Raw genomic sequence first — 25,809 nt, 5'->3', positions numbered from 1 at the left:
CGCCCCGTTCGTCGTCAGCGGGTCAGCGGGTCAGCGCCAGCGGGCGATGACCGTGGACCCACCGACCACCTTGTCGCCCGGCCCGACCAGCGGGTCCGCGGTCTCGGCGGGCAGGTAGACGTCGGTCCGGGAGCCGAACCGGATCAGCCCGAAGCGCTCGCCCTTGGCCAGCAGTGCGCCGATCGGCGCGCGCTGCACGATCCGGCGAGCGATCAGCCCGGTCCGCTGCGCGACCACCACAGTGCCGCGCGCGGTGTCCAGCACGGTGTACGCGGCGACGTTGTGCTCGGCGTCCGGCTTCATCGCGTTGACGAAGCCGCCGTCGGCGACGAAGTAGTCCACCACCTTGCCGGCGACCGGTGCGCGGTTGACGTGCACGTCCAGCACCGACAGGAACACCGCGATTCGCAGCCACTCGCCGTCGCCGAAGCGCTCGTCGTGCAGCCGCTGAACCGACAGGACCTTTCCGTCCGCGCTGGCGACCACGGCGCTCGGGTCCTCCGGCACGTCCCGCTCGGGGTCCCGGAAGAACGCGGCGACCGGCCCGGCGGCCAGGGCCGGCAGCAGCCACAGCTTGGACGACGGACGCGCCACCCGGGTGAGCGCGGCGAGGCCCAGCGCGATGCCCGCCGCCGCCACACCGTTGGAGTCGATGTGCATGCTCCGGGTCACCGGCACACTCGACGGCCGGTACGCGGGGGCCAGGCTGTCGGCGGTGGCCGGGCTGGCCGGGGTGAACCGCAGTCGGTAGACCCGTACCGGTGGCGTGTTGCGCAGCACCAGGTCGGCGCCGACGCCATAGAGGGCGTCCTGTCGGGCCAGCTCGGCGGCGGCGCCCTCGGTCCGGCCGGGCGTGGCGACTGTCGCCACGCTCAGCACCGCCCCGTCGGTCAGGTACTTGGCCAGCCCTTCGACGCCGCCGCGGGTCGCCTCGGCGGTGCCGGTGAACACCTCACCGGCGATGACGACCGCGGCGGGCTCGGCTTCGGCCAGCGAGTCGACGACGTTCACCCGGTCGGCGACCCAGCGGCCCTGGGCGGTGACGTGCTCGCGCAGCGCGGCGGCGCCGAACGGCTCGGTGGGCACCACGGTGAGCCGGTCACCGGGGAGCAGCGCCTCGATCGCCGCGGCCAGCACCGCGGAGGCCGGGTGCACCCCGACCAGCAGGGCGGCCTTGGCGTCGTTGATCCGGGCCAGCTCGGCGACGAGGGTACGGGCGGCTCGCTCGCCGATGCGGACCGGACCGGACCGGCCGGTGGTACGCACGGCGGGGGACTGGGTCATGTCGGGCGGGCTCCTGACGGGGGTAGAGACGGGAATCGCGGCGGGACCGCCATGGGCGGGACGGGCCGGCCGGCGGAGGCGAGATCTCCACCGGCCAGCATATGCGCCCGTCCGCGCCGGTCCCACCGCCGTGCGGCTGTGGTGGACCGACGCGGGTCAGGCGCCCGGGGTCAGACTTCCCGGCGCGGACCCTCCCGCTCGTCGCGGGTCTGGTCGCCGCCGCTGGCTGCCGTATCGTCGGCGGCGGCCGTGCCCGGGTGGTCACCGCCGGCCGCGACCGGTTGGTCGGACCGGGTCGGCTCGTCCCCGTCGGACGTCCCCGGGCGGGCGAGGACCCCGAGAGTCGGCTCCTCGTCCGCGCCGCCGGACCGGCCGGGGATCGGCTCGGTCGGCGGCTCCGACGGCGGATGTGCCAGCCAGGCCGGGTGGATCACATCGGTGATCGGCGCATCCTCCGCCCGCACCTCGGCGGTCGGCGTCTCCAGCGACCGGTCCGAGGCGAACGTCGGGTCCGAGATGCGCGTCGGGTCCGGGGAGGGGGTGTCCCAGGTGGAGCGTTCGGCCTCCCAGACCGGCAGGGCCGCACCGGATGTCGACGTGGCGGCACCGGAGACCGGCGCGGGCGCACCGGAGCTGGGCGCACCGGAGACCGACGTGCCGGAAACGGGCACGACGGCCTCGGCGACCCCGGCGGTCGGCTCCGGCTGGCTCGGTCGACCCGAGCGCAGCGCGCCGACCAGCCCGAAGACCCCGATCAGGATGAGTGCGCCGGCCAGGAACCAGCCGACCGGCGGCAGCGCCAGCCCGAGCAGTTGGGCGAGCAGCCACCAGGCGGACAGCGCCAGGAACACGAGCCCGAAGGCGAACGACACCAGATCCGTGCGGTGAGCCTTCACCGGGTCACCTCCAGGTTGCCCGCGTTGACGTGGATGTAGAGGCGCAGGGTCCCGCCACCGGGCCCGTCCGCGCCGAGGTCGGTGGATTCCCGCAGACGGCCGTCCAGGCCGCCGGAGCGGTTGCCGAAGACGGTGGCGTCACCCGCGTTGACGTCGGCCACCGTCGTGACGTCGACGTTCGGCGGCACGACCACTGTCGCCTGGCCGAAGTTGACGGCCACCGTCACCTGGCTCTCCCGTTTCGCGAAGTCGATCCCGCGCAGGTCGAGCACGGCGTCACCGAAGCTGTTCTCGTACCGGTCCGCCAGGTCGCGGTAGTCGGTGGGCGCCCAGGTCACCGCGCCGTCGACCCCTCGGATCCGGTCGTAGGACTCGGCGACGGTGGCCGTGCCCAGCGCCGCGGCGGTCACCAGGCCGAGCGCGATGAGCCAGCGGGCCCGCCCGAACCAGGTGCCGACCAGCAGACCCAGCGCGATGGTGGCCAACGCGGCGGCGAAGTACGCCGAGGCGCTGATGGCGAAGACGTCCAGCAGGTCGAGCAGGGCGACCAGACCGAGCACCAGGAAGATCAGCGAGAAGGTCACCGCGCCGAGTGGTGACCGCTCCTTCGGGCGCTTCGGCGGCTTCGGTGGCTTGGGCGGAGGCGGCGCGGCCGGGGTCGGCGAAGCGTACGGACCGTGCGGGGCGAACGGCGGGCGGTAACCGGAGGGCGGCGGGGCGGTCGGGTAGCCGGCCGGGGCAGCGGGTGCGCTGCTCACCGGTGGCGACGGCCAACCGGAGCTGGGCATGGCGGTGCTCGGCCAGCCGGGCTGGGCAGCCGTCGTGCCGGCCGGTTGCCCGGACACCGGACCCATCCCGGACACCTGCTGCGTCGCGGTGGCCGGCTGCGGGCCGCTGGTCGGCGGCGTGTCGTACCCCGGGATGGTGGCGGTGGGCGTCGCCCCCGTGGTCGCGGTGGCGTACCCCGGACCGGTGCCGAACATCGGCGGCGTCACCGCCGGGCCGGTCGACGACGCCGCGCCGTACGACGGTGCGGGCCAGGCCACCGGTGGGACGACCGGGCCGGCCGGGTTGCCGGCCGGTGGCGGACCGCCCGGGGTGCCGGGCCGTGGGTTGCGGCCGTCCCGGTTGAGCAGGAGCGCGCCGGCGACCAGGATGGCCGCGCCGAGCAGCACCGCGCGGAAGGCGTCGGTGACGATGTACGCGAAGCTGGCCGCGACCAGGATGCCCAGGACGATCACGGTCACCGGCGACATGCTGGAGCGACCGCGGCCGAGCATGGATTCGACAGGGGACGCGGTGTCGCCCTCGTTCGGGATGATCAGCCAGGCGGCGACGTACACCAGAATGCCGATGCCCCCGAAGAAGCCGAGCACCGCGAGCAGCACCCGCCAGAGCACCGGATCGGTGTTGGTGGCGCGCCCGATGGCCGCGCAGACCCCGGCCAGATACCGCCCGTCGCGCGGTCGGACCAGCCCGTACCGTGAGGTGAAGCTGGTGCCGCCCAGCGGCGGTGGCGGTGCGGACGGTCCGGGACCACCGGGTGGCGTGCCGCCCGGACCGTAGCCGGTGCCCGCCGCGAACCCCGGGCCTGGGCCGTAGCCCGCAGCGGGCGGCGCGTAGCCGTCGGCCGGATCGCCGGGTGCGGTGTCGGCGGGCGCGTCGGTGCCAGCGTGCGGACCGAACGTGCGGGGCTCGGTCCATTCGGTGGGCGTGGTGGCGGGCGGGGGCGGTGCTGAACCGCCCGACTGTGCCGACCCCGATCGGGGCGGCGGGGCAGCTTCCTCGGTCATGCTTCGATCCTGCTGCCCGGCGCACCCGAACGACCTCAGGACCCGACCCTGACCCCACCCTGAGATCCGGCGGCCGGAATGTCGGGGGCGTCCCCGTGGTCACCGACGCCGCAGCGTGTGACGATCGAGTCACCGACCTCGACCTGTCCGCCACCGTGACCAGGGAGCCTCCGATCAGCAGCACCGTGACCCCACCCCCGCGGCTCTACCGCGCCCCCGAGCACCGGATGGCCGCCGGCGTCGCCGCCGGTATCGCCGACCACCTCGGCATCTCGGTGTTGCGGGTGCGCGTCGCGTTCATGGTCCTGCTCGGGCTGAGCGGGCTCGGTCTGCTGCTCTACGCGGCCTTCTGGGCGGTGGTGCCGCTGCGTCCCGGTGACACAGCGGTGCCGCCCCGGCGGGATGTCGCCCAACTCCTGCCGTTCGTGGGGATCGGGCTCGGTGTCCTGCTGATCCAGGTGATGGTCTTCGACTCGGTGGGCGCGGCGGGCACCGCCGGCTGGTTGGTGGCGATCATCGCGGTCGGCGCCGGCGTCATCTGGCACCAGTCCGCGCCCGAGCGGCGGCGGCAGTGGGGCGACGCGATGCCGGTGCCCTGGCTCGGCGCGGTCGTCGAGGAGAGCGACCGCCGGGCCTTCGTGCTCCGGTTCATCGGCGGTGGAGTGCTGGTCGCGGTCGGCATCATCGGTGTCGCGGCCGTCTACTCGCCGGCACAGAACTTCGACGCGGTGATCAACGGCGTGATCTTCGCGCTGGTCGGGTTGGCGGGCGTCGGCGTGGTCGCCGCGCCGGTGCTCTGGCGGACGTACAGCCAGCTCCGCTCGGAGCGCGAGGGGCGCATCCGCGAGCAGGAGCGGGCCGAGTTGGCCGCCATGGTGCACGACCAGGTGCTGCACACGTTGGCCCTGATCCAGCGCAACGCCGGTGACGTGAAGACCGTGCAGCGGCTGGCCCGAGGGCAGGAGCGTTCGCTGCGCAACTGGCTCTACAAGCCCACCGCCTCGCCGAGCGAGCGCTTCGCCGCCGCCCTGGAGCAGGCCGCGGCCGAGGTCGAGGACACCTTCGCGATCAGCGTGGAGACGGTGGTGGTCGGCGATCGGGAGACCGACGAGAAGGTCGGGGCACTGGTGGCTGCCGCCCGCGAGGCTCTGGTGAACGCGGCCCGGCACGCCGGCGTGCAGACCGTGTCGCTCTACGCCGAGGTGGAGCCGGATCAGGTCAGCGTCTTCGTTCGGGACCGGGGGAAGGGCTTCGATCCGGATACCGTGGAGGACCACCGGCACGGCGTACGCGGCTCGATCATCGGGCGGATGAAGCGGCACGGCGGACGGGCCGAAATCCGGTCCGGCCCGGGGGAGGGGACCGAGGTCCGGTTGATCCTGCCGATCTCCCGGGACTCGTCCGCAGCGGAAAGGAACAGATGACCATGGCCGAGCAGTCGACCGAGCACCTCGACCCGGCGGATGCCCGCCCCGAGCGGCTGCGGGTGTTCCTGGTGGACGATCACGCCATGTTCCGGGCCGGGGTGCGCGCGGAGTTGGGCGCCCACGTCGAGGTGGTGGGCGAGGCGAGCACGGTGGCCGAGGCGGTCACCCGGATCGCCGCCGTCGGCCCGGACGTGGTCCTGCTCGACGTGCACATGCCCGACGGTGGCGGTCGCGCGGTGCTGGAGGCGATGCGGCGTACCCATCCGCAGGTCAAGTTCCTGGCGTTGAGCGTCTCCGACGCGGCGGAGGACGTGATCGGGCTGATCCGTGCCGGTGCCCGGGGGTACGTCACCAAGACCATCTCCCCGGACGAGTTGGCTGCCGCGATCCGTCGGGTGGCCGACGGCGACGCGGTGTTCAGCCCACGGCTGGCCGGGTTCGTGCTGGATGCCTTCGCGGCCCGGCCGGACGCCCCGGTGGCCGACCCGGAGCTGGACCAGCTCACCAACCGTGAGCGGGAGGTGCTGCGGCTGCTGGCCCGGGGGTACGCGTACAAGGAGATCGCCAAGGAGCTGTTCATCTCCATCAAGACGGTGGAGACGCACGTGTCCAACGTGCTGCGCAAGCTCCAGATGTCCAACCGTTACGAGCTCTCCCGGTGGGCGGCGGATCGCCGGCTCGTCTGACGTGGGTCGCCAGCGGCGAGGATCAGAGAAACGTCCGGCGCACCCTCGTCCACCCAGCCGGTGATCGTGGCCGGGTAGTCCTGGGCACCCTCATCCGGATGGCTCGAAACGTGAGTGGTGACGGACGTCCCACCGGGCCCGGGTGACCTCGGGGACGCGCACGGGCTGAGGCCTCGTGTTCGGGCGGCGCAACGTATTTCCTGCTCAACGCTGCCTGCGGCGACCGTTTTATGATCATTTTTCAAGTATCGGCAACGTGGCGGGCAACTAACGGCTTGATAACGGCACCTTCACGGAAGCGGCCAGTGGGTGTCACAGTGGCAGCACCTCACCATCGGTGTGTGGCACTCCGTACGCCCCACGACCACGAATCTGCCGATCACGGCGGCCCGTGGCTGTGTCGGTTGCGTCGTGTCGCGCCTCGTTGGTGAGGGAGCCCGGCGGATCGGAACATCAGGGGTGTCCCCAACTTCCCTGTGGTCCCGGCGACCCGCGCCCCGGGGTGGTCGGGCGGTGTCACCCCCAAACGTGCGTGAAACCCACGACGGAACCTGGTTAGAAAGAGGAGGCCCCTCGGAATGAGAGTCTCGAAGCGGGCGACGAGCGCCATCGCGCTCAGCGCGGCTGCCGCGCTTGTCGCGAGCGGTTGCTCGAGCGGCGGCGACGGCGATACTGCCGCCAGCGCGGACGGCTCGATCGTTGTGCACGGCGTCCAGCCGGAGAACCCGCTGGTCCCGTCGAACACCACGGAGACCGGCGGCGGGAAGATCGTCGACTGGCTGTGGACCGGCCTGGTCGAGTACCCGAACGACGGTGGGGCCCCGCGTAACGCGCTGGCGGAGTCCATCAACACCACGGACTCCAAGGTCTTCACGATCAAGATCAAGGCCGGTACCAAGTTCCACGACGGTACCGAGGTCAAGGCGAAGAACTTCGTCGACGCCTGGAACTGGGCCGCCTACTCGCCGAACGGCGCGCAGAACGGCACCTTCTTCGCCGACATCGCGGGCTTCGACCAGACCTACACCACGGACCCGGACGGCCCGGACGGCCCGAAGAAGGCTCCGACGCCGTCGACCGACAAGATGTCCGGCCTGAAGGTCATCGACGAGCAGACCTTCGAGGTCACGCTGTCGGCGCCGACCGCGGTCTTCCCGACCAAGCTCGGCTACAGCGCCTTCATGCCGCTGCCGGACGTGTTCTTCACCATGAAGCCCGAGGAGTTCGGCCGCAAGCCGATCGCCAACGGCCCGGTGAAGTTCGTGTCGTGGGAGGACAACTCCCTCATCAAGCTGACGCGCTTCGACGACTACAATCTTCGCGACAAGATGAAGATCAAGGACGTCGACGTCAAGCTGTACCAGGACGACAACGCCGCCTACGCCGACCTGCTGGCGAACAACCTCGACTTCATGGAGGTTGTCCCCACCTCGGCGCTCGCCGGTGACAAGTGGAAGACCGACCTCGGTGACCGGGGCCGCTCGACCGTCACGCCGTCGACCGCGTTCATCGCGTTCCCGATCTACGACAAGCGCTTCCAGAACCCGAAGCTGCGTCGTGCCGTGTCGCTGGCGGTCAACCGGCAGGAGATCTCGGACAAGATCTTCTTCGGCACCCGCAAGCCGGCCGACAGCTGGGCGAACCCGCTGACCCCGGGCGCCAAGCCGGGCAACTGCACCGCCTGCAAGTTCGACCCGGAGACGGCCAAGACGCTGCTCGCCGAGGCCGGTGGCTTCACCGGTGAGATGGTCTTCTACTACAACGCGGACTCCGCCCACAAGGACTGGATGGACGCCGTCGCGCAGCAGATCAAGACCAACCTCAACATCAACGCTCGGGCTGAGGGCGTGCCGACCTTCGCGGTCTTCCGCCAGAACATCAACGCCCACACCATGAAGGGCCCGTACCGCGCTGCCTGGCAGCAGGACTACCCGGACGTGGAGAACTGGGTGAACCCCCTGTTCGTCACCAACGGCTCCTCCAACGACGGTCTGTACAGCAACCCCGAGGTCGACGCGCTGGCCAAGCAGGCCAGCGGCGCGCCGAGCCTGGAGGCCTCGCACGAGGCGTTCGCCAAGGCCGTCGAGAAGGTCGACCAGGACGTCCCGAGCATCCCGGTCTACTTCTACGGCCAGCAGTCCGGCCACTCGGAGAAGATCAAGAAGCTCGAGCTGAACAACGTCGGCGAGATCGACATCACCTCGGTCGAGCTCTGATCCGAACGGTCTGACCCCGGGTCGGGCTCGCCACATCCGGTGAGCCCGACCCGGGGCCGTTCCGCGAGTGGGTGTTACAACGCTCCACTCGCACGTTGTCACCACCGTGTCGGCCGTCCGACGCGCCCCCTGTCTGGAGGACCACCCCATGGGCCGTTATCTGTTGAGACGGCTGCTCCAACTCGTGCCGGTCTTCATCGGTACGACGTTCCTGATCTACTGGCTCGTCTGGGCCGTCCCCGGTGACCCGTTCGCCGGCAAGTGCGGTGAGCGCCGCTGCCCGGACCAGTACATCGCCTTCATGACCGAGAAGTACCACCTCGACCAGAACGTCTTCGTGCAGTACGGCAGCTACATGAAGAACCTGCTCCAGGGCGATTTCGGTCAGACCTTCTCGCAGCGCGAGATCAGCGACATCATCATGACCTCGTACCCGAACACGCTGAAGCTGGCGCTCGTGGCGCTCGCCATCGAGGCGATCATCGGCCTCGGTGCCGGCGTGCTGAGCGGCCTGCGGCGTAACGGCTTCCTGGACAACCTGGTCCTGGTCTCCACCCTCTTCCTGATCGCGCTGCCGGTCTTCGTGGTCGGCTTCGTGCTGCAGTGGCTGCTGGGTGTGCAGTGGGGCATCATCAAGCCGACCGTCTCCTCGGAGATGCGGTGGTCCGAGCTGATCGTGCCGGGCTTCGTGCTCGGTAGCGCGTCGGTGGCGTACATCGCCCGGGTGGCTCGAACGAGCATCGCGGAGAACCGTCGCGCGGACTACGTGCGTACCGCGATCGCCAAGGGCCTTCCGATGCGCCGAGTGGTGGGCGTGCACCTGCTGCGCAACTCGCTCATCCCGGTGGTGACCCTGCTCGGCACCGACCTCGGTGCCCTGATGGGTGGCGCGATCGTCACCGAGGGAATCTTCGGCATCAACGGAATCGGCCGCCAGGTCTTCCGGGCGATCATCACCAAGGAAAGCGCCACGGTGGTAGGAATCGTGGTCGTCCTGGTGCTGGTCTATCTCGTGATGAACCTGCTGGTTGACCTGCTCTACGCCGCCCTGGACCCGAGGATCCGTTATGAGTGACCCGAGTACCGCATCGATCGTCAGCACCCCTGGCGCACACCCGACCGACTCCGCCGCCCCCGCCACCGCGGGTCAGCCGCAGAGCAACGAGAAGCCGCGCGGCCTGCTCGCCGACGCCTGGCGTGACCTGCGGCGCAAGCCGCTGTTCTGGATCTCGGCCACGCTGATCCTGATCTTCCTGCTGATGGCGGCCTTCCCGGCGCTCTTCGCCCCGGGCGACGCGGTCAACGGTTCGCTGTCCCGCAGCCTCGACAAGCCGTCCGCCAATGGCTGGTTCGGCTACGACGTGCAGGGCCGTGACGTCTACGCCCGGGTCATCTACGGCGCACGGGCTTCCGTCGTGGTCGCCGTGCTCTCCGTGCTGGGCACCCTGCTCATCGGCGGAACGATGGGCATCATCTCCGGCTACCGCGGTGGTTGGGTGGACGCGCTGCTGAGCCGGATCGCCGACGTCTTCTTCGGTCTGCCCTTCGTGCTCGGCGCGATCGTCATCCTGACCACGTTCAACGGGTCGGGCTCCGGCAACAGCAAGGCCCAGATCATGGGCCTGGTGATCGCGTCGCTGATCGTGCTGAGCTGGCCGGTCGTGATGCGGCTGATGCGCTCCTCGGTGCTCGCCACCAAGGAGGCCGACTACATCGTGGCGGCCCGCGCACTGGGTGCCGGCACCGGCCGGATCATCCTCAAGCACCTGCTGCCGAACTGCCTGGCCCCGCTGCTGGTCTACGGCACGATCATGGTCGGCTCGTTCATCGGCGCCGAGGCCACGCTGTCGTTCCTGGGCGTCGGTCTGAAGTCGCCGGTGGTGTCCTGGGGCATCATGATCAGTGATGGGCAGCAGTTCGTCCGGGTCGCGCCGGGGCTGGTGTTCTTCCCCGCCGCGTTCCTCGTCACCGCAGTGCTGAGCTTCGTGATGCTCGGTGAGTCGGTCCGCGAGGCCCTCGATCCGAAACTCCGCTAGGGGAGATCCAGTTGTCCGACATTCTCGTGTCCGAGCAGTCAGCGCCGGGATCCGGCGGCTCCGGGCGTCCCTCCGGCCGGCTGCTCGAGGTCGACGACCTGCGGGTGGAGTTCCGTACCCGGGACGGCGTCGCAAAGGTCATCAACGGGGTCACGTACCACGTCGACGCGGGGGAGACCCTCGCCGTGCTCGGCGAGTCCGGCTCCGGTAAGAGCGTCACGGCGCAGACCATCATGGGCATCCTCGACACGCCGCCGGGCTTCGTGACCGGTGGGCAGGTCCGCTTCCACGGCAAGGACATGCTGCGCATGTCCGACGAGGAGCGCCGCCGCATCCGCGGCGAGGGCATCGCGATGATCTTCCAGGACGCGCTCTCCGCGCTGAACCCCGTCTTCACCGTCGGGTTCCAGATCGCCGAGCAGTTCCGGGTCCGGCGGGGCATGGGTCGCGCGGAGGCCAAGAAGCGCGCGATCGACATGCTCGACCAGGTCAAGATCCCGAACGCCAAGGGTCGGTTCAACAACTACCCGCACCAGTTCTCCGGCGGTATGCGGCAGCGCGCGATGATCGCGATGTCGCTGGCGCTCGACCCGGAGGTGCTGATCGCGGACGAGCCGACCACCGCTCTCGACGTGACCGTGCAGGCCCAGATCATGGACCTGCTGGCCGAGCTCCAGCGTGAGCGGCAGATGGGCATGATCCTGATCACCCACGACCTCGGCGTGGTCGCCGACGTCGCGGACCGGATCGCGGTCATGTACGCGGGCCGGATCGTCGAGGAAGCGGACGTGTACGACCTGTACGCCAAGCCGGCGCACCCGTACACGATGGGTCTGATCGACTCGATCCCGCGGATGGACGAGAAGGGGCAGCAGCTCCGGACGATCAAGGGCCTCCCGCCGAACCTGATGAACATCCCGCCGGGCTGCCCGTTCAACCCGCGCTGCCCCATGGCTCAGCCGGTGTGTCGGGAAAAGGTCCCGCCGCTGCTGCAGGTGGGCAATGCCCGGGCCAGCGCCTGCCACTTCGCCGAGGAGCTGGTGAACCGTGTCTGAGAACATCCTCGAGGTCCGTGACCTGGTCAAGCACTACCCCGTGACGCAGGGTGTGGTGTTCAAGAAGACCGTCGGTCAGGTCAAGGCGGTCGACGGGGTCTCCTTCGATCTGCGCGCCGGCGAGACGCTCGGCGTGGTCGGCGAGTCCGGCTGCGGCAAGTCGACGCTCGCCCGGGTGCTGATGAACCTGGAGAAGCCGACCGAAGGCAGCGTCCTCTACAAGGGTCAGGACATCTCCAAGCTCTCCGGTGGTGCGCTGCGGCGCCTGCGCCGGCAGATCCAGCTGGTCATGCAGGACCCGTACACCTCGCTGAACCCGCGGATGACCGTCGGTGACCTGCTCGGTGAGCCGTTCGAGATCCACCCGGAGGTGGCGCCGAAGGGCAGCCGCCGGGCCAAGGTCAGGGAGCTGCTCGACCTGGTCGGGCTCAACCCCGAGCACATCAACCGGTACCCGCACCAGTTCTCCGGCGGTCAGCGTCAGCGCATCGGCATCGCCCGTGCGCTCGCGCTGCGGCCCGAGATCATCGTCTGCGACGAGCCGGTGTCGGCGCTCGACGTCTCCATCCAGGCCCAGGTCATGAACCTGCTGGAGCAGCTGCAGGGCGAGTTCGGGCTGTCGTACGTCTTCATCGCGCACGACCTGTCGGTGGTCCGCCACCTCTCGGACCGGGTCGCGGTGATGTACCTCGGCAAGATCGTGGAGATCGGCACCGAGGACGAGATCTACGAGCGGCCGACCCACCCGTACACCCAGGCTCTGCTCTCCGCGGTGCCGGTGCCGGACCCGACGCAGCGGCACAACAAGACGATCATCCGGCTCACGGGTGACGTGCCGTCGCCGATCAGCCCGCCCTCGGGCTGCCGGTTCCGGACCCGCTGCTGGAAGGCGCAGGACGTCTGCGCCGAGCAGGTCCCGCTGCTGGAGACCCGGTCGGGCTCGGACCACCCGAGCGCCTGCCACTTCGCCGAGAAGCGCGAGATCGTCGCCACCCACGAGGTGTGAGTCACCGAAACCGCCTGCCGCCGTCACCGCGACGACGGCAGGCGGTTTCGTCTGTCAGTGACCCCTGGACGAGTGCTGCACGCGGCCGTCAGTGCGTCGGCTGACCCGACCGCCGGCCGGTGCGGCTCACAGCGGGCCGCGGCCGGCGCGGAGCAGCAGCAGAGCCAGCTGGGTGCCGTCGGCACCGAGCGCGACCCGGAACCGCTCCAGGATCTCCCGTTCCCGGGAGAGCACCAGGCGGGTCCCGCCGGACGCCATCCGGGTCGCCCCGACCTCCTGGGACAACGCGGCCCGCTCCTGCCAGAGCGTGATCAACGCGTTGTCGATCTCGTCGATCCGTTCCCTGATCTGCACGATCCGCGCGGAGGCGGACGGCTCCTCGGTGCCGGTCTGCTGCTCGGCCGGCTCGGTGTGCCCACCCGTCGGCGGTGTGGCCGCCACCGGCCCAGCGCCCTGCGCTGCGGGCTGCCCCGGTCGGGTCGGGCCGCCGCTCTGCTCCATCACGTCTGTCATCATCGGGTACCTCTCGCAGTGTGGTGCCCGGTGCCCGGAACCTGGGACGGAAAAAGCCCCGGACTCCAGGAGCCCGGGGCTTTAACAGGTCTGAATCGATCAGGCGCGACCTACGACAGCCGGACTCCCGGTGCCATAGTAAAAGTAGTAGCGCGCAGCGATCACGCCGTCGAGTATGCCCACGTCGTTGCCCGGTGCGCAAGCAATCCGGGTCGAGAAGGGCAGCTTTCCCGACGGTGGGCGCACCCGGTGGTGGTGCGCGGTGTCGGGCACGAGCCGCTGAGCGCCGAAGGCACAGTGTCGGGCCGGCGGCATAGACTTGTCGGGCGATGCATCCTCTCTTCGACATCCCCGCGTCCCCGCCTGCGCCGGAGTCCGCGCCGGCCCGCCCGCACCGACCCGGGGCGGCCGCCGCGCGTCTCGATCCGCAGCAGCTCCTCGACGGGCTGAACGGGCCGCAGCGCGACGCCGTCAGTCATGCCGGCTCGCCGCTGCTGATCGTGGCCGGCGCCGGGTCCGGCAAGACCCGGGTGCTCACGCACCGGATCGCCTACCTGCTCGCCGCTCGGGACGTGCACCCCGGTGAGATCATCGCGATCACCTTCACCAACAAGGCCGCCGGCGAGATGAAGGAGCGCGTCGCCGCGCTGGTGGGCCCCCGGGCCCGCCTGATGTGGGTGTCGACGTTCCACTCGGCCTGCGTGCGGATCCTGCGCGCCGAGCACGAGCACGCCGGCCTCAAGTCGACGTTCTCGATCTACGACGCGGACGACTCCCGCCGGCTGATGCAGTTGGTGACCCGCGAGCTGGATCTCGACCCGAAGCGCTACCCGGCGCGAGGGCTCGCCGCCCAGGTCTCCAACCTCAAGAACGAGCTGGTCGACCCGGAGCAGTTCGCGGCGCGGGCCACCGGCCCCAACGAGCGGGCACTGGCCGAGGCGTACACGCTCTACCAGCGCCGGTTGCGTGAGGCGCACGCCCTGGACTTCGACGACCTGATCATGACCACGGTGCACCTGCTCCAGTCCCACCCGCACGTCGCGGAGAGCTACCGGCGGCGGTTCCGGCACGTGCTGGTGGACGAGTACCAGGACACCAACCACGCCCAGTACGTCCTGATCAAGGAGCTGGTCTCCGGCACCGACGGGTTGGCGCCCGCCGAGCTGTGCGTGGTCGGCGACGCCGACCAGTCGATCTACGCGTTCCGGGGTGCGACGATCCGCAACATCCTGGAGTTCGAACGGGACTTCACCGACGCCCGGACGATCCTGCTGGAGCAGAACTACCGCTCCACCCAGACGATTCTCAACGCGGCCAACGCGGTGATCGACCGCAACACCTCCCGCAAACCCAAACGGCTGTGGAGCGAGGCCGGCGCCGGCGAGCAGATCGTCGGGTACGTGGCCGACACCGAGCACGCCGAGGCCGACTGGGTGGCCCGCGAGATCGACCGGTTGGTCGACGCCGACGAGACCCGCCCCGGCGACGTGGCGGTCTTCTACCGCACCAACGCCCAGTCCCGCGTCTTCGAGGAGGTGTTCATCCGCGTCGGCCTGCCCTACAAGGTGGTCGGCGGGGTGCGCTTCTACGAGCGCAAGGAGGTCCGCGACGCCCTGGCGTACCTGCGTTCGGTGGTCAACGACGACGACACGGTGAGCCTGCGGCGGGTGCTCAACACCCCGCGCCGGGGGATCGGCGACCGGGCCGAGGCGTGTGTCGAGGCGCTCTCCAGCCGTGATCGGATCTCCTTCGGCGCGGCCCTGCGCCGGGCCCGGGAGGCGCCGGGCATCTCCAGCCGGGCGGCGAACGGCATCGCCGACTTCGTGGCGCTGCTCGACGGCGCCCGTGAGCTGGCCGAGACCGGCACCCCCGAGGAGGTGCTGGAGGCGCTGCTGACCCGCTCCGGTTACCTCACCGAGCTGGAGGAGAGCCTGGACCCGCAGGACGCCGGTCGGGTGGACAACCTCCAGGAACTGGTCAGCGTCGCCCGCGAGTACACCGAGCGGATCGAGGCGCTCGGCGCCGACGGGGAGCGGGCCACCCTGGCCGGCTTCCTGGAGCAGGTGGCGCTGGTCGCCGACGCCGACCAGATCCCCTCCGACGACCCCGACCACCAGGGCGTGGTCACCCTGATGACGTTGCACACCGCCAAGGGGCTCGAGTTCCCGGTGGTCTTCCTGACCGGGTTGGAGGACGGCGTCTTCCCGCACCTGCGCTCGCTCGGCGACACCCGCGAGCTGGAGGAGGAGCGCCGGCTGGCGTACGTCGGCATCACCCGCGCTCGGCAGCGGCTCTACCTCTCCCGGGCGGTGACCCGCTCGGCCTGGGGGCAGCCGTCCTACAACCCGCCGTCGCGCTTCCTGGAGGAGTTGCCGACCGAGTTGGTGCACTGGGAGCGCACCGAGGGGTCGTACACCTCGTGGGCCGGCGGGGGCGGCGGCGTCGGCGGCCGTGCGGACCGCGCGCCCGGCGGCCGTGGCACCTTCACCGGTGGCACGCCGAAGGCGGCGCAGCTGGCCCAGCGGCTCGGCGTGGACGCCAGCCGGCTGACCACGGCCAGCGAGCTGCCGCAGGGGCCGAAGGTGTCAGCGGGCGACCGGGTCAATCACCAGCGGTACGGGCTGGGCCGGGTGCTCGCCGTCGAGGGCCACGGCCCGGGTGCCCGCGCGCAGATCGACTTCGGCGACCAGACCATGTGGCTGGTGCTTCGGCACGCCCCGGTCGACAAGCTCTGACCCGGCACGCCGGAGATCGCACCAGATCAGGGAAAGAGTGGTCTCAGCGCTGTCTGAGGCCACTCTTTCCCTGATGTTGTTCCGGAGACGTGCAGGCGTCAGCAGCCCAGGTCGACGCCGCGCGCCCGCATGAACGGGGCCGGATCGATCTGGTTCCACATGCCCTGGTGCACCTCGAAGTGCAGGTGCGGGCCGGTGGCGTCGCCGGTGGCGCCCTCGTAGCCGATGACCTGGCCGGCCTTGACCGCCTGCCCGACCGTGACCGCGATGCGGCTCTGGTGGGCGTAGTGGGTCAGGTAGCCGTTGCCGTGGTCGACGAAGACGGAGTTGCCGTACCCGTCGGAGGCGTCGCCGGCCTGGGTCACGGTGCCCGCGGCGGCGGCGCGGATCGGCGTACCGGAGGGCAGCGCCAGGTCGATACCGGCGTGCAGGGTGCCCCAGCGCTGCCCGTAGCAGGAGGTGACGGCTGCTCCCGGCATCGGGTTGACCCAGGCAGGCGCGGGCTTGGTGGTCTTCTTCGGCTTCGGCTTGGCCTTCGCGACGGCCGTCCTGGTGGGGGTCGGGCTGGCGCTGACCGCGGACGGGCTCGGCGTCGGGCTGATCGAGGGGGTGGCCGGCGCGCTCGACTCGCGTACCGAGCGGTCGGCCCGGCCCGCGGCCTCGGCCCGGGACTGGGTGTCGAGGGAGACGGCGGCGGGTGCCGGGTGGTCGGTGCCGCTGGTGGCGACGGCGACCCCACCGAGGCCGAGGGCTACCAGGGCGGCGGCCCCGAGCACGATGAGGCGGTTCCGTCGGCCGGTGCGCCGCGGCTGCGCGGTCTGGCTGGTGTCGGGGGTGTTCTCGTTCTGGACGGGGCTGTCTTCCTGCACGGCGGACCTTCACAGTCGAGGGGCACTTGACCTCGAAATACTGGTGTCGGGCCGAGTTGCGGCAGGCGCGGGGACCGAACGGTCGGAGCACCAACGGACGGCCGGCTGCCCGGATATGACCCGCTCTGGTGCGCTACTTCCGGAAAAGTGATCATGTTTGCCCGTGTTGTCGGTCACAATCGCCGCTGTGACCCGGGATACATCAGCCAGAGCCGCCGCACGAAAAACCGCCCGGATCGACAGATCCGGGCGGTCAACGGTCGTGACGAAGCGTCAGGAGGCGGCTACCTCGCTGTAAATTGCCTCGACTTGCAGCTTGATGTCCACTCCACGCTCCTGGAGGAACGGCACCGGGTCCTTCGGCTGCCCCTTGACATGGATCTCCAGGTGCAGGTGGGTGCCGTACGCGTGGCCGGTCTGACCCACCAGGCCGAGCTGGTCGCCCGCCTTGACCTGCTGGCCTTCCTTCACGCTGACCGCGGAGGAGTGGCCGTAGATGGCCTCGCTGCCGTCGGCGTGCTGGACGATCACCGCGTTGCCGTACCCGCCGAACCAGCCGGCCTTGGTGACCAGGCCATCGTGGATCGCCACATAGGGAGTGCCCTCGGCGGCGACCAGGTCGACGCCGGTGTGCAGCTTGCCCCAGCGCATCCCGTACGGGGAGTTGAAGTCGTAGCCCTGCAGCGGCAGCAGCCAGACCTCGGGCTCGGCGCTGTCCTCCTTGCGGCTGTCCCGGGAGGCGCGGTCGGCGTTCTCCGAACGGGCAGCGGCATCCTGGCTGGTGACCGACGCCTGCTTGAGCTCGTCGAGGACCGACGGGCTGACGTCCTTGGCGTCCGGCAGGGCGCTTGCGCCGAGGGCCACGATGCCGGCACCGACGAACGCGGTGGTGACGACAGCGGCGTAACGGCTGCGGGGTGGGGTGGGTACGCGGCGGCGACCGCGATATCGATCGGGCTCAGACGACAGGCGCTGGCGCACGCACACCCTCCGTTGTCGGGGTTCCGAAGCGGCCGGTGGGCGTCCTCTGAAGTTCCAGTGAACGTCCGCTGACCGCGTCGTCACCCGTCCATGGACCTGATGACAACCGTGGACACGTTAGCCATTCGCCAGGCGAGTCACAAGCTAGAGCGAGAAATTGGCGTGTCGATCTGTCCGTTTGCGTCCATGATTGTCATGCATCGCGACGCCGAACGGTGCCCCCGTCGCTGCCCGTTCGTCGCCGAGCGTGACCGTTCCGGCGGACTCGTCCGGCTTGACTCCGCACCGCGCCGGGATCGTGTCGACGGCACTGTCCAGGAGGTGGCGGGAGGTTCGCGGCCTGAGCACCCGGGGTTGCCGGGCGGCTGCGCCGGGTAACGGCCGGTGACGGAGCCCGGATTTCCCGGGCCGGGCCCGCCGGGTTACCGTTCGTTAAGGTGAAGGCGGTCAAGCCGGTGAAAGGTGTGCGCTGATGAGCTCTCGTATCCGGGTCGTCGTCGCGAAGCCTGGCCTGGACGGCCACGACCGAGGCGCGAAGGTCGTCGCGCGCGCCCTGCGGGACGCCGGGATGGAGGTCGTCTACACCGGCCTGCACCAGACTCCCGAGCAGATCGTGGAAACCGCCATCCAGGAGGACGCCGACGCGGTCGGCCTGTCCGTGCTCTCCGGCGCGCACATGACGCTCTTCCGGCGGGTGCTGGAACTGCTCGCTGAGCGGGACGCCCGCGACATCGTCGTGTTCGGCGGCGGCATCATTCCGAACGGCGACATTCCCGAGTTGGAGAAGCTGGGCGTGGCGAAGATCTTCACGCCGGGCGCCACCACTCAGGCGATTGTCGACTGGGTCCGGCAGAACGTGGCCCAGCCGGTTTCCTGAGAAACACGCCAGGCGACCGGATCTGGGCACGGGGGAGGGGCCGGACGCACCCCTCACACGTCCGGCCCCTCTATGCACGATGCCCCGCCGCCACCCCTCGACCGACAGGGCATCGGCCGTCTCCCGTCATTGCGCTGTTCAGCGCTCCGACATCTGACTCAACGACGCCCCCACGGCAGGGTTACGCAAGCCGGACAACATCGCTCGGACGGTGGATGTCACCCGGGTGATGACCGGAAACCGGCCACACCTGATGTCCGGTTGTGCATTACCGCACACCGTGCACCCGCTCGGTTGCCGGCGGTGCCGACCTCGCTAGGCTGCGGCCAATGGCCTGTTTCAACTGATGACAGGCGTCAAACTGTTTTCTGAACGCTGGTGGCGGCGCGACGGCGCGCCGCGGAGACGGGACGGGACGCGCAATCGTGGACCTGTACGAGTACCAGGGGCGGGACCTGTTCGAGCGGCACGGCTTGCCCGTGCTGGCCGGCGGCGTCGCCACTACCCCGGAAGAGGCCCGCGCGATCGCCGAACGCCTCGGCGGCCGTGTGGTCGTCAAGGCGCAGGTAAAGGTCGGCGGCCGAGGTAAGGCCGGCGGCGTCAAGCTGGCCGAGGGCCCGGATGAGGCGGTGGCTCGGGCCACCGACATCCTCGGCATGGACATCAAGGGTCACACCGTCCACAAGGTCATGATCACCGTGACCGCGGACGTGGCCGAGGAGTACTACTTCTCGTACCTGCTCGACCGGGCGAACCGCACCTTCCTCTGCATCGCCAGCGTCGCCGGCGGCATGGACATCGAGCAGGTCGCCGCCGACACCCCCGACAAGGTCGTGAAGGCCCCGATCGACGCCGTGAAGGGCGTGGACGAGGCCAAGGCCCGCGAGATCGTGACCGCTGCCGGCTTCCCGACCGCTGTCGCCGACCAGGTGGTCGAGATCGCCGTCGGCCTGTGGCAGGCGTTCGTCGCCGAGGACGCCACCCTGGTCGAGGTCAACCCGCTCGCCAAGAACGGCGACGGTCGGATGCTGCTGCTCGACGCCAAGATCAGCCTGGACGAGAACGCGGCGTTCCGGCACCCGGACCACGAGGCCCTGGTCGACCAGGCCGCTGTGGACCCGCTGGAGCAGGCCGCCAAGGCCAAGGACCTCAACTACGTCAAGCTCGACGGCGAGGTCGGCATCATCGGCAACGGTGCGGGTCTGGTCATGTCGACCCTCGACGTGGTCGCGTACGCCGGTGAGCGGCACGGCAACGTCAAGCCGGCCAACTTCCTCGACATCGGCGGCGGCGCGAGCGCCGCGGTGATGGCGAACGGGCTGGAGATCGTGCTCTCCGACCCGGCCGTGAAGAGCGTCTTCGTCAACGTCTTCGGCGGCATCACCGCCTGCGACGAGGTCGCCAACGGCATCATCCAGGCGCTGGCCCTGCTGGAGCAGCGCGGCGAGCGGGTCACCAAGCCGCTCGTCGTCCGGCTCGACGGCAACAACGCCGAGGCTGGCCGGGCGATCCTGGACAGCGCGAACAACCCGCTCGTGCAGCGGGTGGACACCATGGATGGTGCGGCCGAGCGGGCCGCCGAGCTGGCAGCTGCGGGGGTCTGATCATGGCTATCTGGCTGACCAAGGACTCGAAGGTCATCGTCCAGGGGATGACCGGTTCCGAGGGTTCCAAGCACACCCGGCGGATGCTGGCCGCCGGCACCAACGTGGTGGGCGGCGTCAACCCGCGCAAGGCGGGCCAGACTGTCGACTTCGACGGCACCGAGCTGCCGGTCTTCGCGTCCGTGGCGGACGCGATGGCCGAGACCGGGGCCGACGTCACCGTCATCTTCGTGCCGCCGCAGTTCACCAAGGCCGCCGTGGTCGAGGCGATCGACGCCGCGATCCCGTTGGCGGTCGTGATCACCGAGGGCGTCCCGGTGCACGACACCGCGTCGTTCTGGGCGTACAACGTGGCGCAGGGCGAGCGGACCCGGATCATCGGGCCGAACTGCCCGGGCATCGCCTCGCCGGGCGCGTCCAACGCCGGCATCATCCCGGCCGACATCACCGGCTCCGGCCGGATCGGTCTGGTCAGCAAGAGCGGCACGCTGACCTACCAGATGATGTACGAGCTGCGCGACATCGGCTTCTCCACCTGCGTCGGCATCGGCGGCGACCCGATCATCGGGACCACCCACATCGACGCCCTCGCGGCGTTCGAGGCCGACCCGGAGACGGACGCCATCGTCATGATCGGTGAGATCGGTGGCGACGCCGAGGAGCGGGCCGCCGAGTTCATCAAGGCGAACGTCACCAAGCCGGTGGTCGGCTACATCGCCGGCTTCACCGCGCCTCCCGGCAAGACCATGGGTCACGCCGGGGCGATCATCTCCGGCTCGGCCGGCACCGCCGAGGCGAAGCAGGCGGCGCTGGAGGCGGTCGGCGTCAAGGTCGGCAAGACGCCGACCGAGACGGCGAAGCTGATGCGGGAGATCATGTCCGGCAGCTGAGCCGGTCAGGCAACACGAAGGGGGTCGACCGGTCGCGGTCGGCCCCCTTCGGCGTACCTGTGCTCGCCGCCGGTCAGTCGTTGTTCCAGAACGGGTAGTTGCCGGTCGCCCGCAGGATCGCGCCGCCGATGATGTTGATCACGCCGAACGCGATGGCGAGGTAACCGAGCAACGGCGACTGCCCGTACCGCCGGGCGTCGCGGATGGACAGGTAGCCGAAGATGATGCCGAGGATGCCGCAGCAGATCAGCCCCAGCACGATGCCCAGCACGCCCCAGAGGGTGGTCCGGTCGCGTCCCTGCGCCGGTGGTGGCGGGGGAGGCGGGTATGGCGTCGTCACAACTTCCTCCGAACGCTCATGGGCGACGTGCCGGCCCGGACGCCGGCCGGCGGACCCGTCCCGGGTGGCGGCGACTCGCGCCCCCTCTGGGCCGAGGCTAGACCGGCCCGGGTGGGCAGGACGCCGGTTCGGTGAACTCGCGGTCCTTAGGAGGGGTTAACGGACTGCCACCGCCCGCGCGACGTGCCAGAGTAGAGCTGATGTCCCCCGTCACCCCTGATCGTCCCAGCCGTCCCGGCGGTGTGAGCGCCGACGACCGGCCGGTCGACCGTGCCGCGTCGGCCCGGCGGGTGCCCGCGCCCCGCGCGGGTGGGTCGCCGCGCGGGCGTGCGCCGTTGCCCGTCGCCGCCGGGGTGGCCGCCTGTTGGGCCGCGCTCACGTCCTACCTGCCGGTCGCCATCGTGCTCGGCCTGGTGCAGCTCGGCACGGACTCCACCACGCTGACCGGCACCCTGCGCACCGCGCTGGCCGGCTGGCTGCTCGGGCACGGTGTGCCCCTGCGCACCGAGTCCGGCCCGCTCGGGCTCGCCCCGCTCGCGCTGACAGTGCTCGCGCTCTGGCGGCTGACCCGTGCCGGCGTGCACGTCAGTCGGGCGATCGGCGCCCGCGACACCCGCTCGCCCCGTCGGGCACTGCTCGCCGCGGCTGCGGTCGGCATCGCGTACGCGCTGCTCGGCGCGCTCGCGGCGGTGCTGGTCGGCACCGGCGGGCCGGAGGTGTCGCTGATCCGGGCGGGCGCCACGTTCGCGGTGGTCGGCACACTCGCCGCGCTGGTCGGCGCGGTCCGGATCACCGCCGTGACCCGGCTGCTCGTCGCAGGGCTGCCCGGCCCGGTGCGCGACGGTGTGCGCACCGGTCTGGTGGCCGGGCTGCTGCTGCTCGGCGCGGGCGCTGGCGCGGCCGGCCTGGCGGTGGCCACCGGCGGCGGCGACGCGGCCGACATGATCGGGGCGTACCGGACCGGGGTCGCCGGGCAGGCCGGCATCACACTGGTCAGCGTCGCCTACGCGCCCAACGCGGCGGTCTGGTCGACCAGTTACCTGCTGGGGCCGGGCTTCGCGGTCGGGACCGACACCGCGGTGCGCACCAGCGAGGTGTCGGTCGGCGCGCTGCCGGCCGTGCCGCTGCTCGCTGGCCTGCCGCGCGGCCCGGTGGACGGCTTCGGCGCGCTGCTGCTCGCGGTGCCGGTGCTGGCCGGGATGGTCGCCGGCTGGCTGCTCGCCCGTCGGGTGGCTCGACTCGCCGGGCCGGAGCGGGCCGCCGGACGCTGGGCCCAGTTGCTGGCGCCGGCGGCGTTGGCCGGGCCGGTGGCCGGGGTGGTGCTCGGTGCGGCCGCCGCGGTCTCCGGTGGGCCGCTCGGCGCCGGTCGGCTGGCCCAGGTCGGGCCGGTGGGTTGGCAGGTCGGGGCGGTGGCGGCCGGTGTCATCGCGGCCGGCGCGCTCCTGGGCGCCGCCGCCACCCGCGTGCTGACCCGCAGGCCGGCACAGTAGACGAGCGCGGGGCGCCCCGGGCGAACCCGGAACGCCCCGTCGAATCCGAGCCCGTCAGGGCTGGGTGGGCAGGTTGACCTGCGCCACGACGCTCAGGATGAGCAGCAGGATGCCCAGCCCGACGCCGACCGCGCCGCAGATCAGACCGGCCTTCGCCTGGCCGGCGTTGTTGGCCTGGCCCTGCGCCACCTTCTGCTTGGCGAGATAACCGGTCACGATGCCCGCGATGCCGACCGGGATGCCCAGGTACAGGCAGCAGACCAGCGGGATCGACGCGATACCGAGGATCATCGACACCAGGCCGAGGGTGTTGTTCTGCCCCTGCGCCTGCGGGTACCCGGCGTTCGGGTACGTCGGGGCGCCGTACGGGGGCTGCTGCTGGGCGTACGGGTCCTGGTACGGCGGCTGCTGGCCGTACGGCTGCCCCGAGGTGGGCTGCTGACCGTACGGTGCCTGCGGTGCGGCGTACGGGTCCTGGTTGGGCTGCTGGCCGTACGGCTGTCCCGAGGTGGGCTGCTGGCCGTACGGGGCGGCCGGCGGCTGGGGAGCGGTCGGGTCCTGGTTGGGCTGCTGGCCGTACGGGTCCTGACCGGGGTTACCGGGCTGCATTCGAGAAGCTCCTTGAACTGGGTTCCGTCAGTTGGTGCTCTTTGTTTCCATCCATGATCGCGGTCAGTCCTCCCAATGCCCAGTGATGCGGCCGGAGGACATTCTTTCCCAAAGCACGTGAACAGCCCTTGTCGGCCGCTTCGTTGTGCCGGATCAGGGGCGGTGTGTGGGCCGGTGCGGCGTTCAGCCCGAGCGAGCGGCAGCGTACCGGGTCGAGGCACGTGGTCGCTGGTGATGACGGCGCGCCGCCCAGCCGATGGGCATCCCTGACCTGCCGATAGGGTGACCCGGTGACCGAGCCCGCGTCTGTCGCCCGCATCGTCGTCCTCATCTCCGGCTCCGGGAGCAACCTTCAGTCGCTGCTGGATGCCGCCGCCGACCCCGCGTACGGCGCGCAGGTCGTCGCGGTCGGCGCGGACCGCGACGGCATCGCGGGCCTGGACCGGGCCGAGGCGGCGGGGGTGCCGACGTTCGTGGAGCGGGTCCGCGACCACGACACCCGGGAGGCCTGGGACCGTGCGCTCACCGCGCACGTCGCGAAGCACCAACCCGACCTGGTCATCTCGGCCGGTTTCCTGAAGTTGGTCGGGCCGCACTTTCTCGCCGCCTTCGGCGACCGCTACCTGAACACCCACAACACGCTGCTGCCGGCGTTTCCCGGCATCCACGGCCCGCGTGACGCCCTCGCCTACGGCGTGAAGCTCACCGGGGCCACCCTCTTCTTCGTCGACGCCGGCATGGACACCGGGCCGATCGTCGCGCAGGTCGCGGTGCCGGTGCTGGACGACGACGACGTGGACACGCTCACCGAGCGCATCAAGGAAGCCGAGCGGCGCCAGCTCGTCGAGCAGGTCGGTCGCCTGGTCCGCGAAGGCTGGACCATCACCGGAAGGAAGGTCACGGTTCCGTGAGTCCCACTCAGGACGGGCGCCGCCCGATCAGGCGGGCGCTGGTCAGCGTCTACGACAAGACCGGGCTGGTCGAGCTGGCTCAGGCCCTGCACGCGGCCGGCGTGGAGATCGTCTCCACCGGCAGCACCGCGGGCACCATCGCCGCCGCCGGGGTGCCGGTGACGCCGGTGGAGACGGTGACCGGGTTTCCCGAGGTGCTCGACGGCCGGGTGAAGACCCTGCACCCGAAGGTGCACGCGGGTCTCCTCGCGGACCTGCGCAAGGACACGCACGTCACGCAGCTCGACGAGTTGGGCGTGGCGGCGTTCGACCTGCTGGTCTCCAACCTCTACCCGTTCCAGGCGACAGTCGCCTCCGGCGCCGGCGTCGAGGAGTGCGTGGAGCAGATCGACATCGGTGGCCCCGCGATGGTGCGGGCCGCCGCCAAGAACCACGCCTCGGTCGCCGTGCTCACCGACCCGGCCGGTTACCCGGCGCTGGTCGACGCGCTCAGCGAGGGTGGCTTCACACTGGCCCAGCGTCGTGCGCTGGCGGCGCGGGCGTTCGCCGACATCGCCGAGTACGACGTGGCCGTCGCGCAGTGGTGCGCCCGGGAGTTGGCGCCGGCCGACGACTCCTGGCCGACGTTCACCGGTTCGGCGCTGCGTAAGTCGGCGGTGCTGCGCTACGGCGAGAACCCGCACCAGCCGGCAGCGCTCTACGTCGACCCGGACGCCCCGGCGGGGCTGGCCCAGGCGGAGCAGCTGCACGGCAAGGAGATGTCGTACAACAACTACGTCGACGCGGACGCCGCCTGGCGGGCCGCGAACGACTTCGCCGACCAGCCGGCGGTGGCGATCATCAAGCACGCCAACCCGTGCGGCATCGCCATCGGCGCTGACGTCGCCGAGGCGCACCGCCTGGCGCACGCCTGCGACCCGGTGTCGGCGTTCGGTGGCGTCATCGCTGTCAACCGGCCGGTCTCGGTCGAGCTGGCCCGGCAGGTCGCCGAGATCTTCACCGAGGTGGTGGTCGCCCCCGGTTTCGACGAGGGCGCGGTCGAGGTGTTGCAGGGCAAGAAGAACATTCGGCTGCTGCGGGCGCCGGCCTGGACGCCGGCCCGGGTGGAGGTGCGGCAGGTGACCGGTGGCGTGCTGGCCCAGGTCGCCGACCGGGTGGACGCCCCCGGTGACGATCCGGCCAACTGGCGGTTGGTGACCGGTGAGGCCGCCGACGAGGAGTTGCTGCGGGACCTCGCGTTCGCCTGGCGGGCGGTCCGCGCGGTGAAGAGCAACGCGATCCTGCTCGCCAAGGACGGCGCCACCGTCGGGGTCGGCATGGGTCAGGTCAACCGGGTCGACTCGGCGCAGCTGGCGGTCACCCGTGCCGGTGCCGACCGGGCCCGCGGCTCGGTCGCCGCCTCGGACGCGTTCTTCCCGTTCGCCGACGGGCCGCAGATCCTCATCGACGCCGGCGTCCGTGCCATCGTCCAGCCGGGCGGCTCGATCCGCGACGAAGAGGTCATCGAGGCGGCCAAGAAGGCCAACGTAACCATGTACCTAACGGGAACCCGCCACTTCTTCCACTAACCCCCCGCCCCCTGCCCCCCGCC

At 70.9% G+C, this 25,809-nt stretch carries 21 protein-coding genes and 1 pseudogene; 14 read left to right on the top strand and 8 right to left on the bottom strand.

What is annotated here, in order from left to right:
• Positions 1-30: 30 nt before the first annotated feature.
• The 3 genes and pseudogenes from IF22_RS0130745 to IF22_RS0130735 all read right to left on the bottom strand — a co-directional run bounded on the left by IF22_RS0130745 (position 31) and on the right by IF22_RS0130735 (position 3,973).
• Complete coding sequence (locus tag IF22_RS0130745) at positions 31-1,284, bottom strand: phosphatidylserine decarboxylase (protein ID WP_030337847.1); 1,254 nt, start codon at positions 1,282-1,284, stop codon at positions 31-33.
• Positions 1,285-1,996: 712 nt separating this feature from the next.
• Positions 1,997-2,180: pseudogene (locus IF22_RS33475) on the bottom strand (hypothetical protein); the annotation flags it as partial.
• Complete coding sequence (locus tag IF22_RS0130735; protein WP_030337845.1) at positions 2,177-3,973, bottom strand: PspC domain-containing protein; 1,797 nt, start codon at positions 3,971-3,973, stop codon at positions 2,177-2,179. The gene IF22_RS0130735 and the pseudogene IF22_RS33475, both read right to left, overlap by 4 nt.
• Before the next feature lie 155 nt (positions 3,974-4,128).
• Here IF22_RS0130735 and IF22_RS0130730 point away from each other — a divergent pair, with 155 nt between their 5' ends.
• From IF22_RS0130730 to IF22_RS0130700, 7 genes are all read left to right on the top strand, one after another.
• A complete protein-coding gene (locus IF22_RS0130730) occupies positions 4,129-5,397 on the top strand; it encodes an ATP-binding protein (protein ID WP_030337844.1) in 1,269 nt (422 codons plus the stop codon).
• 2 nt (positions 5,398-5,399) lie between these two features.
• Positions 5,400-6,086, top strand: coding sequence for a response regulator (locus IF22_RS0130725; protein ID WP_030337843.1), 687 nt, complete (start codon positions 5,400-5,402; stop codon positions 6,084-6,086).
• Between the two features lie 578 nt (positions 6,087-6,664).
• On the top strand, positions 6,665-8,302 hold the full coding sequence (locus tag IF22_RS0130720; RefSeq protein WP_030337842.1) for a peptide ABC transporter substrate-binding protein: 1,638 nt from the start codon (positions 6,665-6,667) through the stop codon (positions 8,300-8,302).
• A gap of 148 nt (positions 8,303-8,450) precedes the next feature.
• Positions 8,451-9,377, top strand: a complete 927-nt coding sequence (locus IF22_RS0130715) for an ABC transporter permease (protein WP_030337841.1) — start codon at positions 8,451-8,453, stop codon at positions 9,375-9,377.
• Positions 9,370-10,338 (top strand): ABC transporter permease, encoded by a 969-nt coding sequence (locus IF22_RS0130710; protein ID WP_030337840.1) that lies wholly within the window; start codon positions 9,370-9,372, stop codon positions 10,336-10,338. Before IF22_RS0130715 ends, IF22_RS0130710 begins: the two co-directional genes overlap by 8 nt.
• A gap of 26 nt (positions 10,339-10,364) precedes the next feature.
• Positions 10,365-11,393 (top strand): ABC transporter ATP-binding protein, encoded by a 1,029-nt coding sequence (locus IF22_RS0130705; RefSeq protein WP_030337839.1) that lies wholly within the window; start codon positions 10,365-10,367, stop codon positions 11,391-11,393.
• Positions 11,386-12,399: an ABC transporter ATP-binding protein gene (locus IF22_RS0130700; protein ID WP_030337838.1), complete on the top strand. Its 1,014-nt coding sequence runs from the start codon at positions 11,386-11,388 to the stop codon at positions 12,397-12,399. The genes IF22_RS0130705 and IF22_RS0130700 overlap by 8 nt, the downstream gene beginning before the upstream one ends.
• Before the next feature lie 126 nt (positions 12,400-12,525).
• Here the strand turns inward: IF22_RS0130700 and IF22_RS0130695 are convergent, their stop codons facing one another.
• Complete coding sequence (locus tag IF22_RS0130695; RefSeq protein ID WP_030337837.1) at positions 12,526-12,915, bottom strand: chorismate mutase; 390 nt, start codon at positions 12,913-12,915, stop codon at positions 12,526-12,528.
• Between the two features lie 326 nt (positions 12,916-13,241).
• Between IF22_RS0130695 and pcrA the strand changes: the two genes are divergently transcribed.
• Entirely contained in the window at positions 13,242-15,647 is a 2,406-nt protein-coding gene (gene pcrA / locus IF22_RS0130690) for a DNA helicase PcrA (RefSeq protein ID WP_030337836.1), read from the top strand.
• Between the two features lie 98 nt (positions 15,648-15,745).
• Here the strand turns inward: pcrA and IF22_RS0130685 are convergent, their stop codons facing one another.
• Together IF22_RS0130685 and IF22_RS0130680 are read right to left on the bottom strand one after the other, a co-directional pair.
• The gene (locus IF22_RS0130685) at positions 15,746-16,516 is read right to left on the bottom strand and encodes a M23 family metallopeptidase (RefSeq protein WP_030337835.1); all 771 of its coding nucleotides are present in this window, start codon (positions 16,514-16,516) and stop codon (positions 15,746-15,748) included.
• 273 nt (positions 16,517-16,789) lie between these two features.
• Positions 16,790-17,497, bottom strand: a complete 708-nt coding sequence (locus tag IF22_RS0130680; RefSeq protein WP_030337834.1) for a M23 family metallopeptidase — start codon at positions 17,495-17,497, stop codon at positions 16,790-16,792.
• Positions 17,498-17,969: 472 nt separating this feature from the next.
• Here IF22_RS0130680 and icmB point away from each other — a divergent pair, with 472 nt between their 5' ends.
• From icmB to sucD, 3 genes are all read left to right on the top strand, one after another.
• Positions 17,970-18,374, top strand: a complete 405-nt coding sequence (gene icmB, locus IF22_RS0130675; RefSeq protein WP_030337833.1) for a coenzyme B12-dependent isobutyryl CoA mutase small subunit — start codon at positions 17,970-17,972, stop codon at positions 18,372-18,374.
• A gap of 425 nt (positions 18,375-18,799) precedes the next feature.
• A complete protein-coding gene (gene sucC, locus IF22_RS0130670) occupies positions 18,800-19,978 on the top strand; it encodes an ADP-forming succinate--CoA ligase subunit beta (protein ID WP_030337832.1) in 1,179 nt (392 codons plus the stop codon).
• 2 nt (positions 19,979-19,980) lie between these two features.
• Positions 19,981-20,868, top strand: a complete 888-nt coding sequence (sucD, locus tag IF22_RS0130665) for a succinate--CoA ligase subunit alpha (RefSeq protein WP_030337831.1) — start codon at positions 19,981-19,983, stop codon at positions 20,866-20,868.
• 73 nt (positions 20,869-20,941) lie between these two features.
• On the opposite strand, the gene IF22_RS0130660 is transcribed toward sucD, so the two are convergent.
• The gene (locus IF22_RS0130660; RefSeq protein ID WP_030337830.1) at positions 20,942-21,208 is read right to left on the bottom strand and encodes a hypothetical protein; all 267 of its coding nucleotides are present in this window, start codon (positions 21,206-21,208) and stop codon (positions 20,942-20,944) included.
• A gap of 200 nt (positions 21,209-21,408) precedes the next feature.
• Between IF22_RS0130660 and IF22_RS0130655 the strand changes: the two genes are divergently transcribed.
• On the top strand, positions 21,409-22,698 hold the full coding sequence (locus IF22_RS0130655) for a cell division protein PerM (protein WP_030337829.1): 1,290 nt from the start codon (positions 21,409-21,411) through the stop codon (positions 22,696-22,698).
• A 54-nt stretch (positions 22,699-22,752) separates the two neighbouring features.
• Here IF22_RS0130655 and IF22_RS0130650 read toward each other — a convergent pair whose 3' ends face one another.
• Positions 22,753-23,307: a DUF4190 domain-containing protein gene (locus IF22_RS0130650; RefSeq protein WP_030337828.1), complete on the bottom strand. Its 555-nt coding sequence runs from the start codon at positions 23,305-23,307 to the stop codon at positions 22,753-22,755.
• Between the two features lie 290 nt (positions 23,308-23,597).
• On the opposite strand from IF22_RS0130650, the gene purN reads away from it, so the two are divergent.
• Together purN and purH are read left to right on the top strand one after the other, a co-directional pair.
• Positions 23,598-24,218: a phosphoribosylglycinamide formyltransferase gene (gene purN, locus IF22_RS0130645; RefSeq protein WP_030337827.1), complete on the top strand. Its 621-nt coding sequence runs from the start codon at positions 23,598-23,600 to the stop codon at positions 24,216-24,218.
• Positions 24,215-25,786, top strand: coding sequence for a bifunctional phosphoribosylaminoimidazolecarboxamide formyltransferase/IMP cyclohydrolase (gene purH / locus IF22_RS0130640; protein ID WP_030337826.1), 1,572 nt, complete (start codon positions 24,215-24,217; stop codon positions 25,784-25,786). The genes purN and purH overlap by 4 nt, the downstream gene beginning before the upstream one ends.
• Positions 25,787-25,809: the final 23 nt, after the last annotated feature.

It is taken from the genome of Micromonospora parva, assembly GCF_000718515.1.
GTDB lineage: Bacteria > Actinomycetota > Actinomycetes > Mycobacteriales > Micromonosporaceae > Micromonospora > Micromonospora parva.
The sequence above is the reverse complement of the archived record's forward strand: the minus strand, read 5'-3'. Positions and strand labels throughout refer to the sequence as shown.

Bases quoted from the DNA above. Each gene is read 5' to 3' on its own strand.
- IF22_RS0130745 (WP_030337847.1), bottom strand. From the start codon at position 1,284: ATGACCCAGTCCCCCGCCGTGCGTACCACCGGCCGGTCCGGTCCGGTC.
- IF22_RS0130735 (WP_030337845.1), bottom strand. From the start codon at position 3,973: ATGACCGAGGAAGCTGCCCCGCCGCCCCGATCGGGGTCGGCACAGTCG.
- IF22_RS0130725 (WP_030337843.1), top strand. From the start codon at position 5,400: ATGGCCGAGCAGTCGACCGAGCACCTCGACCCGGCGGATGCCCGCCCC.
- IF22_RS0130720 (WP_030337842.1), top strand. From the start codon at position 6,665: ATGAGAGTCTCGAAGCGGGCGACGAGCGCCATCGCGCTCAGCGCGGCT.
- IF22_RS0130715 (WP_030337841.1), top strand. From the start codon at position 8,451: ATGGGCCGTTATCTGTTGAGACGGCTGCTCCAACTCGTGCCGGTCTTC.
- IF22_RS0130710 (WP_030337840.1), top strand. From the start codon at position 9,370: ATGAGTGACCCGAGTACCGCATCGATCGTCAGCACCCCTGGCGCACAC.
- IF22_RS0130695 (WP_030337837.1), bottom strand. From the start codon at position 12,915: ATGATGACAGACGTGATGGAGCAGAGCGGCGGCCCGACCCGACCGGGG.
- pcrA (WP_030337836.1), top strand. From the start codon at position 13,242: ATGCATCCTCTCTTCGACATCCCCGCGTCCCCGCCTGCGCCGGAGTCC.
- icmB (WP_030337833.1), top strand. From the start codon at position 17,970: ATGAGCTCTCGTATCCGGGTCGTCGTCGCGAAGCCTGGCCTGGACGGC.
- sucD (WP_030337831.1), top strand. From the start codon at position 19,981: ATGGCTATCTGGCTGACCAAGGACTCGAAGGTCATCGTCCAGGGGATG.
- IF22_RS0130655 (WP_030337829.1), top strand. From the start codon at position 21,409: ATGTCCCCCGTCACCCCTGATCGTCCCAGCCGTCCCGGCGGTGTGAGC.
- IF22_RS0130650 (WP_030337828.1), bottom strand. From the start codon at position 23,307: ATGCAGCCCGGTAACCCCGGTCAGGACCCGTACGGCCAGCAGCCCAAC.